Here is a 14252-nt window from a genome sequence, read left to right as displayed (position 1 = left end):
AAGGGAAGATCGAATGTTTGATTTGACAGGTAAGAATGCGTTGATCACCGGTGCGTCCGGCGGGATTGGTGGCGAGATTGCGCGCGTGCTGCACGGTGCGGGGGCCACCGTTGCGCTGTCCGGCACACGTGTCGAACCGCTGGAGGCATTGGCCGCCGAACTGGGCGAGCGGGCGCATGTTCTGCCATGCAACCTGAGCGACGGCGAGGCTGTTTCCGCACTGCCAAAGCAAGCGGCTGAGGCGATGGGGTCGGTTGATATCTTGGTCAACAACGCTGGGATTACGCGGGACAACCTGTTCATGCGTATGTCGGATGACGAATGGCAGAGCGTGATCGACGTGAACATGACCTCGACCGCCAAGCTGTGCAAAGGCGTGCTGCGGGGTATGATGAAAGCGCGCTGGGGTCGGATCATCAACATTTCATCCGTCGTCGGTGCCACTGGGAACCCCGGTCAGGCAAACTATGCAGCGTCCAAGGCAGGTATGGTCGGCATGACCAAATCCCTGGCCTATGAGGTTGCCAGCCGGGGGATCACGGCAAATGCGGTTGCTCCGGGCTTTATCACCACGGCCATGACCGACAAGCTAACCGACGATCAGAAATCGGGTATTTTGGGGCAGGTTCCCGCCGGTCGCATGGGTGATGCATCGGAAATTGCAGCGGCTGTTCTGTATCTTGCCAGCCCCGAAGCCGGATATGTTACCGGAACCACCTTGCATGTTAACGGCGGTATGGCCATGTTGTGACCGCGGACAGGGGCAGGTGCGAAAGCGTTTGCCTCGCGCGTTGTCTATGCTATAGGCGGCGCATAAATGCTGGGGTCGACCAAATGGTCGGCCTTCTACTTTCCCGGTCATCCGGGACCCAACCGCCCGCACCGGGCAAATCAAAGCCAGCCTGAGCGGGCAAGGGCAGAACCGGGCACTAGGCCCTGAAAACGGAATGAGGAATAGACATGAGCGACGTCGCAGATCGCGTTAAAAAGATCGTTGTTGAGCACCTGGGTGTTGAAGAAGACAAAGTGACCGAAAACGCGTCCTTCATCGACGATCTGGGCGCAGACAGCCTGGACACTGTTGAGTTGGTTATGGCCTTCGAAGAAGAGTTCGGCATCGAAATCCCCGATGACGCAGCCGAGACCATCCAGACATTTGGCGACGCCGTCAAATTCATCTCGGAAGCTTCCTAAAGCTTCGAAATAATTAAAAAGCGGCGCTTCCGGGCAACGGAGGCGCCGTTTTTTTGTGCCTTGTTCAATTCTGCCTTGCAAGGTGCCGTATTCGTTCGCAACCTTTTGCCTGAGGCACATAATTCAAAGCGGGCAGGGCATGATACGATCCACCCCTATGATCAATACGGCCCGTTTGACGCTGTGCGCCATGCGGCCAGAAGATTTCAACCGGTTCGCCGAGATTTGGCGCAACCCATGCATCGTACGACATATCGGCGGCAAGCCGCGGTCGCGCGGAGAGGCGTGGGATTCATTCCTTCGAAATGCCGGGCACTGGCAAATGGCCGGTTTCGGGCAATGGGCCGTGGTCCAGCAGTCGAATCGCCAGATGGTCGGTCAGGCGGGGTTCTTTTACGGTAACCGTTCGATTGGCGAGGATTTCGACAGTTTTCCCGAGGCCGGATGGATTCTGGTCCCTGAGGCGCAGGGACAGGGATTGGGGCTGGAGGCGGCACAAGCCGCACATGATTGGTTTGACCGGATCATGCCCGGTCCGTTGGTCGCGATGGTGAATTCGGTGAACTTGGCCTCGCGCAATCTGGCGGGCAAGCTGGGCTATACGCCGATGCGCGAATGCGCGTTCAACGGCAGCGACGTCACGCTTATGCGCCGCAACGGACCGCCGCCGCGCCACTGACAATTTGAGACTTCGCGAATGCCGCAAACCGGCCGTAGTTTGCCGATCCTGGTAATAACGGACCGTTCTTCCGTGTGTATGGTACTCTGGAATTGCAGAGCGATTGAGCGGAGGAGAATGCTCATGAGGATTTACCCCACGATGGAATTGCAGAACGGTCGGTGTGTCACACTGGACAAAGGCCGTCTGGACGACGCGATGATCTGGCATGTGAATCCGGCGGACACGGCACGCAGCTGGTCTGCAGCCGGTGCCATGTGGATGCACCTGACGGATTTCGATGCGATCGAAGGCCGCGATACCAACGCCGAATTGGTCGAGGAAATTATCCGCACGTCCGAGATGTCTGTGCAACTGGCCGGCGGTATGCGGACGCGGGAACAGGTCGAATACTGGATCGACAAAGGCGCGGGCCGGGTGGTGATTGGTACGCTTGCCGCCTGGGATCCGAATCTGGTCAAGGAACTGGCCAAGCTTTATCCGGACCAGATCGTTCTGGCTGTGGATGTCTGGCAAGGTCAGGTCATGACTGAAGGCTGGCGCAGTCAGAGTGCGTTTACGCCCGAAGCGTTTATTCAAGCGTTCGAGGGCACGCCCTTTGCGGCGATTCTGGTGACCGATATCGACAGCGACATCGAAGACGTCGATGCGCAGCTGGGTCTGATCTCGGGTCTTGCACAGCTGTCACGCACGCCGGTTATTGCCAGCGGTGTCGTTCGGACATCAGATGACATCTCGCGTCTGGCCTATGTGCACAACATCTCGGGCGCATTGGTTGGGCGGGCTTTGTTCCGCAAAACGATTGACTTGGCAGACGCGCTTAACGTGGCCGAGCAAGCCCACGAGCCGGTCGCTGAATTCCAGTAATCCTGTCTTGCACGTCATTGCCCCGGCCTTTCAATTCTGTGAAAGGGCCGGGGCAATTTGTTTTGGTACAAGCCGCACAGACGGACCGTCCGGCGAAATGGTGCCGGGTGGGAATGTGCCGTTGCTCTTGCCCCCGGACCCCGGGCCGGGGTATGAGCGGTTCTCAAATAGGAAGCAGGCAAGAGGCATTTCATGCGCAGAGTCGTTGTAACCGGTCTGGGATTGGTCACTCCTTTGGCCAGCGGGGTCGAGAAATCTTGGTCACGGCTGCTGGATGGGGAATCCGGCGCGGGCCCGATCACGAAATTTGATGCCGAAGCAAGCGGTGTCACCACGACCTATGCCTGCGAAGTTCCGCGCGGCGATGGAACTGATGGGACATTCAATCCCAACGATTGGTTGCCGCCAAAAGAGCAACGCAAGATCGAAGACTTTATCCTGTATTCGATCGCTGCCGCTGACATGGCCTGTCAGGATGCAAACTGGCTGCCCGAGGATGAAGAGGACCGCCTGCGAACAGGTGTCCTGATCGGGTCGGGTATCGGCGGTTTGGGCTCTATCGCTGAAACGGCGAACCTGATCCGCGACAAAGGTCCGCGCCGTGTATCGCCGTTCTTTATCCCAGGCGCACTGATTAATCTGGCGTCCGGTCAGGTTTCGATCCGCCACGGGTTTAAGGGGCCCAACCACTCGGTCGTGACGGCTTGTTCGACAGGTGCGCATGCAATCGGTGATGCCAGCCGCATCATTCGTGCAGGTGACGCGGACGTAATGGTTGCTGGTGGCGGTGAAGGCTGTATCTGCGAGATCGGTATCGCTGGTTTTAACGCTTGCAAAGCGCTGTCGACCAAATATGCCGATGATCCGAAGAAAGCCAGCCGCCCGTATGACGTGGACCGTGACGGCTTTGTCATGGGTGAGGGCGCAGGCATTGTGGTGCTGGAAGAATATGAGCACGCTAAGGCACGCGGTGCGAAGATCTATGCCGAAGTGCTGGGTTACGGCATGTCCGGCGACGCTTATCACATCACCGCGCCGTCCGAGGATGGTGATGGCGCTGAGCGTTCCATGAAAGCCGCATTGCGCAGCGCTGGGTTGGAGCCTTCGGATCTGGACTATATCAACGCGCATGGCACATCGACCATGGCGGATACGATCGAACTGGGCGCGGTTGAGCGCCTGTTGGGGGATCACGCCAGCAAAGCCACCATGACCTCGACCAAATCAGCCACCGGTCACCTGTTGGGTGCGGCTGGCGCTATCGAGGCGATCTTTTCGATCCTGGCGATCCGGGATCAAGTGGCCCCGCCAACGATCAATTTGGATAACCCCGCCGTTGAAACTCCGATTGATCTGGCACCCAACGCCAAGCGTGAGCGTGAGATCAATGTGGCGTTGTCGAATTCGTTCGGCTTTGGCGGCACCAATGCCAGCGTGATCTTCGGAAAGGTCAGCTAAATGTTGCGGGCTCTTGCTTCGAACGCGCTAACTCTGCTGATCGTAGGCTTGTTCCTGATGGGCGGGCTGGTTGTGTGGGGGCAGTCGCAATACAAGGCCGAGGGTCCGCTGGAATCCGCCATGTGCCTGCAGGTCAGGAGCGGGTCGAATATGACCCGTGTCAGCCAAGAGCTTGAAGATGACGGAGCCATCAGCAGCGCCATGATCTTTCGCATGGCGGCGGACTACACGGACAAATCGCAGCAGCTGAAAGCCGGTAGCTTTCTGGTGCGCGAAGGTGCGTCGATGGAGCAGATCATCGATGAGATCACCAGCAGCGGTGCCAGCACCTGCGGCTCTGAGATTGAATACCGTATCGGTGTCACGCGCATCCAGACCCGGGTACGCGAGTTGAACCCGGCAACGCTGGAATTTGTCGAGATCGCATCGTTTGATGTGACCGACGAAGAAATCCCTGCCGAATACGGTCAAAAGCGTGAAGAAGCCGACACCCGGTACCGTGTGTCTGTTGCCGAAGGCGTGACCTCTTGGCAGGTGGCACAAGGCTTGCAGGCGATTGAACCGCTGACAGGTGAGATTGCCGAGATCCCGGCCGAAGGGATGTTGGCGCCTGACAGTTATGATTTGGCACCGGGCGATGACCGGACAGCTGTTCTGCAGGCGATGCAAGACAAGCAACAATTGCGCATCAATGCAGTGTGGGAGAGCCGCCAAGGCGACCTTCCCATCAGCAGCCCAGAGGAAATGCTGATCCTTGCGTCGATCATCGAAAAGGAAACCGGTGTTCCCAATGAACGCGGGCAGGTTGCAAGCGTCTTTGTGAACCGGCTTGAGCAGGGCATGAAGCTGCAGACAGACCCGACGGTCATCTATGGCGTCACCAAAGGTCAAGGCACGCTGGGGCGCGGGCTGCGTCGCAGTGAACTGCGCCGTGCAACGCCTTGGAATACTTATGTGATAGACGGTTTGCCGCCGACACCCATTGCCAACCCAGGGTTGGCCAGCCTTGAGGCTGCTGTCGCACCGGAAGAGACCAACTTTGTCTTCTTTGTTGCGGATGGCACCGGGGGGCACGCGTTTGCGGAAACCTTGCAGGAGCACAATCGGAACGTCGCCAAGTGGCGAGAGATTGAGGCTGAAAGAAACAGCTCAAGCAACTAAGAAAAAAAGGCCGCGTCGAAAACGCGGCCTTTTCTTTTTTTCACGCAGCGGGACGTCCGCGTGGACGACGACGTTTCGAAGACGCGGGCTTCGATGTCGAATTTGCCCCCTGCGGTCTACGCCCCCGGAAGCCTCCGCGATTGCGGGTTTTCTTGGGCTCGGAAAATTCTGGCATAGTGCCGCTGGCGACCGGAATTTCGATCTTCATCAGCTTCTGAATCTGGCGCAGCTGATCCACTTCGTCCGGTGAGCAGAAGGCGATAGCTTCACCTTCGCGACCAGCACGGGCTGTGCGACCGATGCGGTGGACATAGTTGTCGGGCACTTCGGGCAGGTCATAGTTGATCACATAGGCAACACCGGGAATGTCGATGCCACGCGCGGCCACGTCGGTCGCGACCAATACGTTGATCTCTCCGGCCCGGAACGCCTTGATCGCGCGGTCGCGCTGTCCCTGGCTTTTGTTACCGTGAATCGAGGCCGCATTGAAACCATCGGCCACAAGGCCTTTCATCAGTTTCTCGGCACCATGTTTGGTACGGGAAAATACCAAGGTCAGAGCTTCCATGTCAGCGGACAGAATTTCGCGCAGCTTCCGCGGTTTGCCGGCCCTGTCGACGAAATGCACAGACTGCGTGATCTTGTCAGCCGCTTTACCTGGAGGCGAGACCTGCACCCGCTGCGGGTTCGTCAGATAGGATTGGCTGAGTTCCTCCATCTGCTTCGGCATCGTGGCCGAAAACAGCATGGTTTGACGCGGCGTGCCCAGCTTGGGTGCGATTTTGCGCAGGGCGTGGATAAAGCCCATGTCCAGCATCTGGTCGGCTTCATCCAATACAAGATGTCGCACCGAGCCGAGGTCAACGGCACCGCGTTCCATCAGGTCAATCAAACGCCCGGGCGTGGCGACCAGAATGTCGGTGCCGCGCGACAGGAACGAAATCTGTCTGCCGATTGACTGGCCACCGACCACGGTGGCTACGCGCAGCTTGGTCTTGTCGGTCAAGTTGCGCAGGCTATCCGCGATCTGGTTGACCAGCTCGCGGGTGGGGGCAAGGATCAGCGCCTTGGCGGTTTTGGGCGCGGGTTTGCCGGACTGCGCCAGCAAGTGGTCGATCAGCGGCAGGCCGAAGGCCAGCGTCTTACCAGTGCCGGTCTGCGCCAGGCCCAGGATGTCGTGACCGTTCAGCGCCAGCGGGATGGCCTGGTTCTGAATAGGGGTCGGTTGTGAGAAATTGGCACGTTTCAGTGCATCGTTGAGGGCTGGTGCAAGACCCAGCATGTCGAAGTCGAACAAATAACTATCCTTTGTAATCCGCAAGGCGATAGCCGTACGGACAAGACGTGTCTGGCCACGCAACGCGTGACCGGCAGGGTTTCCGCTAAACCTCGGGACGTGCAGGCGAACCCTGCGCCATCTGGCGTCGCGTCAAGAACCCTGCGTGAATGGGAACTAGGAGAAGTAGTGATGCGCTGTGGGGTCTGCTACGACCGTCAATGCTCACGCGTCAGCGCTGTCTTAAGGTGGCACATGCTAGTTTTGCTAACAATTGTCAAGGCATGAACTGTGAAGTGGGAACATGTACCTGCCGCGGCCGTCAGGGATCGGATTGTTCAAATAGAAGAACTTTGTCCGGCTGGGCTTTGAAAATCCCGAAGTGCTTCTTGGCTTTCATAACATCGGTAAATACCCGATCCTTAGGGGAGATGACTTTTTGTGTATGACCAAAAAAGGATTCCAGAAATGTGCGCTAAAATACTTGTAGCTACCACTCTGACCGTGGTTCTAGCCGCTTCTTCAGCAATCGCATGCTCTCGGATCGTCTATGAAACGGCAGACGGATCCTTCCTCACGGGGAGGACGCTTGACTGGTTCGAAGATACTTCAACAGACATTTGGGCCTTCCCGCAGGGCATAGACCGTGAAGGTGGTGCCGGAGAGAATTCGATCGAATGGACGTCCAAATACGGGTCTGTCGTGGCAACGATCTATGACGGAGCAACTGTTGACGGCATGAATGATGGCGGGCTGGTCGGCAACGCTCTCTATCTTGCCGAAGCGGATTACGGGACGGAAAATGCCGGAGACAAAACTTTCATTTCTGTTGGAGGGTGGTTGCAGTATTTTCTGGATAACTTTGCAACAGTTGAAGAAGCCGTTGCAGCTATGGAGCAAGAGCCATTCGTGATTGTAGCGCCGATGTTGCCTAGCGGACATGAGGCAGGGGGGCATATTGCGCTATCCGATGCGTCTGGTGACAGTGCAATATTCGAGTATCTCGATGGCGAGTTGGTTATCCACCACGGCCGCGAATTTACTGTCATGACGAACTCTCCTACTTTTGACGAACAACTCGCAATCACCACTTATTGGGGTGAAGTTAATGGTCTTTCATTTTTGCCCGGAACCCATCGGTCTTCCGACCGGTTTGCGCGGTTGAGTTGGAATCTGAATGCCGTTCCCTCGTTCGAAGACAAAAACGATGCGACGGCAGCGGTGTTCTCTCTCGTGCGATCAATTTCCGTACCATTTGGTGTGACGGACCCGGAGCGCCCAAACATCGCATCAACAACTTGGCGTACGGTCGCTGATCATGAACTGGGTCGTTACTACTATGAGAGCGTGTTCAGCCCAACATTGTTTTGGGTGGATATCGAAAATCTTGATCTCTCCGATGGGGCTTCTACCCTGAAACTGGAACTTGGCGAAAAGCCCATCCTTACGGGCGAGGTTTCGGCCAGCTTTGAACCTTCCGAGCCATTTCTTTTTCTCGGCGATACGTAACGTTGTAATCACGGAGCTCAACCACTGACGCCCGTCTGCCACATGGCCCTATCAGTAAAGGTCTCTTAACTATCAGCGCACGTTACCCGTTGCGCCGTTGTTGCGCAAAGCATTGACTTTGCGGACTTTCTCGCGTATAAGTTGTGTCATGCTAGAAGAGGTGGGCGACGGCCCCGGGGCGACCCGGTGGCCGTTTTTCGTTTCTCTCGTGCGGAGATCACTCACGCATGAGGTCACAGGCACATATGACTTTGATTACCCCGGAAGAGCGGATGTCCCAGACGGCTGATTTGTTGCAGTCGCTTGAGAGATCCATTCGCGATCTGCGCCAAGCAGCGGAAGAACTGCGCAAACAGATCGGTGCCGGGGAGGATGCAGATCTTGCTGGTTCAGCCAAGCAACTCGGGCAGTTAGAGGGGCTGATCCGAAGTTGTCAGAAAGTGGAGGCAAGCTTTGTCGAACAACATCACAGACAAGCCGGAATTGCCCAAGGGGGGTATGCGCTCGACCTTGAGCGCGCTCGATTTGAGATTGGGTGCAGGCTGGCTCGCCTCCGCGCCTGCTGCGGTTCGGGACAGATTTCTGAGTGAGATCGGGGAGGGGGGGCACTGCCAAGCCGTCGATTGCACTTTTGTATGGCACCACCTCGCACTTTCCAGCTTGGGCAAAATACCTTGGCTCTCTCGCACATAGCCGAGTGCTAAGGTGATAATCGCGATTTCAAGCTAATGGTGTTCAGGATATTTGGACGGAGCGGACGGTTCTTTTGCGCTGATTGGCTATTGCCGCGGCGAAAGTCGGCTTAGAGCCCATTCCGTTCAGTTTCACGCTGGTCTCCAATGTCTGCTATCGGAGTTCCTTCGAGGTCGTTAGGGTATCCTATGGGCGTGGTTCCAGGCCTGCTTTTGCGGCTCTGTGCCAACTGTTCGCGTAACGTTGGTAGCTCACGTCGGTCTTGTGAAAATAGGTTTCGACGTCGAAGGCCGCACGCTCGGGGAGTGCGCCTGTTGCCAAGAGGGCGGCCCCCTGGCTCGTTCCTGTTGCGGTGGCGGTCGCGTCGACCCTGCAGTTTGTCGCCGCGGCAAGCATACTGGCGAAGCCTTTGTTCCTGGCAAATGGACCTTCGACGATAATGGGGCCCTTGTGTCCGGTCAGCGACAGGCATTCCGCGGTCATCAATCCGAGGTAAAAACTCACCGCCGCCGCGCGTTCCTGAGTTCCGGGCAAAGGCTCTGACCCCATCCAGCTGTGTTTTTGCCCCTGAAACGGCCCGCTGTCCGGGACCATTGCGGGCAAGAGCATGGGGCCGTCTTTCGCGACCTGGTCGAGGAATTGCTCTGCACATTGCGTGGTTTGGCCGTTCATCGCCAACTCGAACTCGCGTCCCCCCATGAAACGGGCGGAGGGTACCGCGGCACCCAGTGCGTTGACGTTAAGAAGCGTGTCTCGCGAAGGTTCCGGAGTTACTTCTTCGCCACCGATGGTCATAGCAATGACCCATGTCCCGGTCGAAACGACGGAAAACGGCCCGGTTCGGGTCAGTACATGAGGCAAAAGCGATGCGTTTGAATCGTGGATGCCGCAGTGCACCGGCGTGTCAAATCGCAGGCCGGTTTGCGATGCGACCTCCGGCAACACGGATCCGAGAACCTCCGCAGATTTGCGCGCGGGCGCCATTTTTTCAGATATGCCCAACCGTTCAACTAACGAAGAAAAGTGCGCCTTGGACGGATTCCACAGATCCGTGTGACAACCAATGGACGACACGTCGCTGGCCGGCACTCCTGTCAGGCGATGCCCCCAGTACTGCGGATAGGTGACAATGGTGGCGGTACGTTCGCGAAGCGCGGGGTCCTGCTCAAATTGCCAATGCAACTGCGCGCCTAGGTTCAGACCCATCGGCAACCTTGGCGACCCGGTTTCCTCAAAGGGCGGGCGGATGGCGTCGTAGGCCGCGGCCAGATCATCAGGGCCTGTGTGCTCATAGTCGAGGATCGGGGCAGCAAGCGTGCCGTCTGGCGCGATCAGGGCGCAAGACGCCCCGTGGGTCGTGATGGAAATGGCATCTACGCCGTGCGCCTTCTGAAACTGCTCCAACCCGTCCAGAAGGAAGCGCCAGATCGCCTCAACATCGAAGTGCGGATAGGGTGGAGCGGCGAGAACCATGTTAGGCCGGGTCAGCACCTCCACTTCGGACATTTCAGTCGCATCGACCAGCGCAAGCTTGGCGTTGGTCTTGCCGATGTCGATGACGGCGACGTGCCGGGAGGTCATGGCATGTGGAAGACGGGCGTCAGCGGCACCGCCACGGGTTCGTTGTCGGGCTTGGTTTCCATGATGTCCGCCATATGCGCCCACCATCGCTGCATGATCTCGTTGCGGGGCAAGGCATCCATTTTGTGGTCGTCGGTGCGCCAAAGGACGCCAAAAAGAATGTTCGTTTCTTCGTCCAGATGGATCGAATAGTCAGACACGCCCGCGTCTTTCAGCAGCGTGGCAAGCTCTGGCCAGATCTCATCGTGGCGCTTTTCGTATTCATCCCTGCAGCCCGGGTTGAGCTTCATCTTGAAGGCGTATTTTTCCATGTCAGCCCCTCCACATCGACCAGAGCCGGGGCAGCGCGATGACCGAGATCAGCAACGCCCCGATAACAATCGACATCACGATACCGGGCACGTTCAGCAAGCCTAGTCCGAAAGTCACAAGCCCCATGACAAAGGCCGCGATCACTACGCCGGGGATGGAGCCGGAGCCGCCGAGGATGTTGACCCCGCCAAGGACGACCATGGTCACGATCTCAAGTTCCCACCCGAAGGCGATGGAGGGTCGGGTCGAGCCGAGGCGGGATGTTAGGCAGACGGCGGCGACCCCGGACATCAGGCCCGTCAGCAGGAACAGGGTGAACTTCACCCGGCCCACCCGAATGCCTGAAAACAGCGCCCCGGTGGCATTGTTTCCGATGGCATAGACCGCGCGGCCGAAATTGGTCATGTGCAGGATGACCGCGTAGATCACCGCAATGATGGCGAAGAGGACGAATTCGAAGGAAATCACCCACCAGACATAGCCCTGCCCGAAGAAGGCGAAATCGGCTGGATAGCCCTTGTAGACCTGATCGCCCAACACGATGAAACTGATCCCGCGGAAAAGGCTCATCGTGCCGATGGTGACGACGATGGATGGCAGGCCAAGGCCGGTGACGAGGAAACCGTTGACCGCCCCACAGGCCAGACCGACGGCCAGACCGATAAGGACCAGCCCCTCTGTCCCGACACCCGCCTGCACGGCGGCGCCCATGGCGGTCGAGGCCAGTGCGATGATCGCGGCGACGCTGAGGTCGATTTCGCCAGAGATGATAAGCAGGGCCATGGCAAAGGCGATCATCGCCTTTTCGGTGAAGTTGAAGGTCGCGTCGGAGAGGTTCCAGGCATTCAGGAAATAGGGTGAGGCGAAACTGTTGGCGATGAAGATGCCGATTGCGACCAGCATCAGCAGGCTTTCCCAGCTTTTTAGGTTCCGCTCCAGCGGCGAGTGCAGGCGATCGGGGATCGAGCGTGTCGTCGTGGTCATGTCGCGTGCTCCGCGCGTTTTAGGATGACGCGGCCCTTCGTCCGGTTGGCCTGGGCGTTTAGAACAACCGCGATGATGATCGCACCGCCCGAGATGGCCATCTGCCAGAAGGGAGAGATGTTCACGACCGGCAGGGCATTGGCAATGATGCCGAGGAACAGCGCGCCCAGCAGCGCGCCGGGGACCGAACCGATGCCACCCATAATCGACACGCCGCCAATGACGCAGGCCGCCACGACGGTCAATTCAAACCCCCCAGCAACATCGACATAAGCAACCGCGAAGCGAGAGACCCAGAGGTAGCCGGTCAGACCGGCCAGCGCGCCAGAGATCGTGAAGGCCCAGAACTGGGTCCGGCCCACGTTGATCCCGGCATAGGTCGCCGCATGGGGGTTGCCCCCGGCAGCGTAGAAGGCGCGGCCCAGGGTGGTGCGGGTCACGACGATGGTGAAAAGGATCACCGCCGCGATGGCGAACCAGCTTAGCACCGGAAGGCCAAGAAGCTCGGTGCGCGGGAATGCCTTGAAAGTGTCGCTCATCTCGTGGCTGTTGACCCATTTGCCCTCGGTCAGAAGGAAGATGGTTCCCCGGAAGATGGTCATGGTGCCAAGCGTCACCACGATAGGCGGGATGTCCAGTTTCCACACAAGGATACCGTTGAACATTCCAAGGCACGCCCCGAACCCGGTGGCCACGGCCAGCGTTACGATAATCGGCAGACCTGGTGCCGAGACATTGATCAGGGACACGACCATGCCGGTCAGCGCGAGGTTGGCGGCGACCGAGAGGTCGATGCACTTCGTCAAGATCACGATCATCTGGCCGATAGCCAGCAGGATCAGCGGCGAGGTGTCGTTGAAGACGGCAGCCAGATTCGACAGCGTGATGAACGCCGGGAAGCGGCTTGAGATGATGCCAAGCACCAATGCGATGGCGACCAGCAGCAAAAGTTCGCGGGAGGCGAGGATACGTTTCATTGCGCGGCTTCCCTGATCCCTGCGGCGTGGCTGACAAGCTTTTCGGGCGTGATCTGGTCGCGGGCCAGTTCCGCCACTATGCGCCCCTCGCGCATGACGATCACACGATCCGACATGCCCACGATCTCGGGGATTTCGGAACTGACCATGATGACGGCGAGCCCTTGCGCGGCAAGCTCCGCCATGAATTCATGCACAGCGGCCTTGGACCCGATGTCGATGCCCTTGGTGGGTTCGTCCAGGATGATGACCTTGGGCTGGGTGGCGAGCCATTTGGCGATCACGACCTTCTGCTGGTTGCCGCCCGACAGGTTGCCGACATCGGTGTCCAGCGAAGCGGCGCGCAGGTCGAGACGTTCGGTGTACTCCCGCGCCAGCTTGAATTCCTCGGCCAACCTGATGAACCCCTTGCGCGAGGTGCGAGCGAGTGACGGCAGCGTCACGTTCTGAAAAATCGGCAGCGCGCTGATTGTGCCTTGTTTGCCCCGGTCCTCCGGGACATAGACGATGCCACTTGCGACCGCGTCGGCGGGCGATGCAATCGAAACCGGTGCCCCGTCGATCCTCACGGTTCCGCCCGAGAGGCGGGTGATCCCGAAAAGGGCCTGCATGAATTCGGACCGACCTGCGCCGACCAGCCCGTAGAACCCGAGGATTTCGCCGCGCCTGAGCGTGAAACCGATGTCCGCGAATTCGGTCGGGTGGTCGTACCCCGCGACTTCGAGGATATCGTGGCCAACGTTGTGGTCGCGTTCGGGGAAAATCTGGCTGACGTCGCGGCCCACCATAAGCTTGACCAGTTCCGGCTCGCTGACATCTATAATCGCCCCTTCGCCGACCATCTGGCCGTCGCGATAGACGGTGTAGAAATCGGCGATGCGGAAGATCTCGTCAAACTTGTGGCTAATGAAGAGGATCGCCTTGCCTTGCGCCTTCAGGCTTTCGACGAGTTCGTAAAGCTCTTCGATTTCCTTCTGGCTGAGGGCTGCGGTCGGTTCGTCCATGATCACAACGCGCGCGTCGATGGACAGCGCCCGGGAAATGGCAACCAGGTGCTTGTTCGCGGTTCCAAGGTCCTTGAGCGTCGCGCCCGGATCAATCTTGGCCCCGATTCCATCCAGAATCTCGCGCGCGCGGGTCGCCATGGCGGTTTTGTCGATCATGCCAAATCGCCCCTTTGGCGCATGGCCGAGAAAGATGTTTTCCGCCACCGTTAGTTCGTCGAAAAGGACGGTTTCCTGATGGATGGCGGTCACGCCAGCAGTTTCAGCAGATTGCGGTGTTGGGAAACTGAAAGCCTCGCCATCGATCCGGATGTCACCCTCGTCGGGTTGATAAATGCCCGTCAGAACCTTCACCACGGTAGACTTGCCAGCACCGTTTTCGCCCACCAATGCCGTGACCGTGCCCGGGTAGAGGTTTAGCGAAACATCTGAAAGGGCCCGCACGCCGGGAAATGTCTTGGTCACGCCGGACAGGCTCAGAAGCGGTGTAGGGGCGGCGGCGTTCGACACGTCTGGTCTCAATTCCAACTGCATGGACAGTGTTTCTGGATGTGGGA

The 14252-nt window shown here is 58.4% G+C and carries 14 protein-coding genes; 8 read left to right on the top strand and 6 right to left on the bottom strand.

Annotated features, from left to right (window positions below):
* Positions 1 to 13 precede the first annotated feature (13 nt).
* The 6 genes from fabG (at position 14) to mltG (ending at position 5359) form a co-directional block, all read left to right on the top strand.
* Positions 14 to 751: a 3-oxoacyl-[acyl-carrier-protein] reductase gene (fabG, locus tag DK510_RS06535; RefSeq protein WP_058274008.1), complete on the top strand. Its 738-nt coding sequence runs from the start codon at positions 14 to 16 to the stop codon at positions 749 to 751.
* A 209-nt stretch (positions 752 to 960) separates the two neighbouring features.
* Positions 961 to 1194: an acyl carrier protein gene (locus tag DK510_RS06530; protein ID WP_005982462.1), complete on the top strand. Its 234-nt coding sequence runs from the start codon at positions 961 to 963 to the stop codon at positions 1192 to 1194.
* A gap of 139 nt (positions 1195 to 1333) precedes the next feature.
* On the top strand, positions 1334 to 1873 hold the full coding sequence (locus DK510_RS06525) for a GNAT family N-acetyltransferase (protein WP_109311410.1): 540 nt from the start codon (positions 1334 to 1336) through the stop codon (positions 1871 to 1873).
* 123 nt (positions 1874 to 1996) lie between these two features.
* Positions 1997 to 2740, top strand: coding sequence for a HisA/HisF-related TIM barrel protein (locus tag DK510_RS06520; RefSeq protein ID WP_058274006.1), 744 nt, complete (start codon positions 1997 to 1999; stop codon positions 2738 to 2740).
* Positions 2741 to 2932: 192 nt separating this feature from the next.
* Positions 2933 to 4198: a beta-ketoacyl-ACP synthase II gene (fabF, locus tag DK510_RS06515; RefSeq protein ID WP_109311409.1), complete on the top strand. Its 1266-nt coding sequence runs from the start codon at positions 2933 to 2935 to the stop codon at positions 4196 to 4198.
* Complete coding sequence (gene mltG, locus DK510_RS06510) at positions 4199 to 5359, top strand: endolytic transglycosylase MltG (protein ID WP_109311408.1); 1161 nt, start codon at positions 4199 to 4201, stop codon at positions 5357 to 5359.
* A 40-nt stretch (positions 5360 to 5399) separates the two neighbouring features.
* On the opposite strand, the gene DK510_RS06505 is transcribed toward mltG, so the two are convergent.
* On the bottom strand, positions 5400 to 6656 hold the full coding sequence (locus tag DK510_RS06505) for a DEAD/DEAH box helicase (protein ID WP_058274003.1): 1257 nt from the start codon (positions 6654 to 6656) through the stop codon (positions 5400 to 5402).
* Positions 6657 to 7076: 420 nt separating this feature from the next.
* Between DK510_RS06505 and DK510_RS06500 the strand changes: the two genes are divergently transcribed.
* Complete coding sequence (locus tag DK510_RS06500; RefSeq protein WP_234998960.1) at positions 7077 to 8144, top strand: linear amide C-N hydrolase; 1068 nt, start codon at positions 7077 to 7079, stop codon at positions 8142 to 8144.
* 245 nt (positions 8145 to 8389) lie between these two features.
* Positions 8390 to 8734, top strand: a complete 345-nt coding sequence (locus tag DK510_RS06495) for a hypothetical protein (protein ID WP_109311473.1) — start codon at positions 8390 to 8392, stop codon at positions 8732 to 8734.
* A 289-nt stretch (positions 8735 to 9023) separates the two neighbouring features.
* Here the strand turns inward: DK510_RS06495 and DK510_RS06490 are convergent, their stop codons facing one another.
* From DK510_RS06490 to DK510_RS06470, 5 genes are read right to left on the bottom strand one after another with little or no spacing between them, the layout of a single operon-like run.
* Entirely contained in the window at positions 9024 to 10418 is a 1395-nt protein-coding gene (locus DK510_RS06490) for an FGGY-family carbohydrate kinase (protein ID WP_109311407.1), read from the bottom strand.
* A complete protein-coding gene (rhaM, locus tag DK510_RS06485) occupies positions 10415 to 10729 on the bottom strand; it encodes an L-rhamnose mutarotase (protein WP_058272415.1) in 315 nt (104 codons plus the stop codon). The genes DK510_RS06490 and rhaM overlap by 4 nt, the downstream gene beginning before the upstream one ends.
* Before the next feature lies 1 nt (position 10730).
* Positions 10731 to 11714 carry an ABC transporter permease gene (locus tag DK510_RS06480; protein WP_109311406.1) on the bottom strand — a complete coding sequence of 328 codons (984 nt, stop codon included), beginning with the start codon at positions 11712 to 11714 and terminating at the stop codon, positions 10731 to 10733.
* Entirely contained in the window at positions 11711 to 12691 is a 981-nt protein-coding gene (locus tag DK510_RS06475; protein WP_109311405.1) for an ABC transporter permease, read from the bottom strand. The genes DK510_RS06480 and DK510_RS06475 overlap by 4 nt, the downstream gene beginning before the upstream one ends.
* The gene (locus DK510_RS06470; protein ID WP_109311404.1) at positions 12688 to 14229 is read right to left on the bottom strand and encodes a sugar ABC transporter ATP-binding protein; all 1542 of its coding nucleotides are present in this window, start codon (positions 14227 to 14229) and stop codon (positions 12688 to 12690) included. Before DK510_RS06470 ends, DK510_RS06475 begins: the two co-directional genes overlap by 4 nt.
* Between the last annotated feature and the right edge of the window lie 23 nt (positions 14230 to 14252).

Source organism: Ruegeria sp. AU67 (genome assembly GCF_900312795.1).
GTDB classification, from domain to species: Bacteria; Pseudomonadota; Alphaproteobacteria; order Rhodobacterales; family Rhodobacteraceae; genus Ruegeria; species Ruegeria atlantica.
The sequence above is the reverse complement of the archived record's forward strand: the minus strand, read 5'-3'. Positions and strand labels throughout refer to the sequence as shown.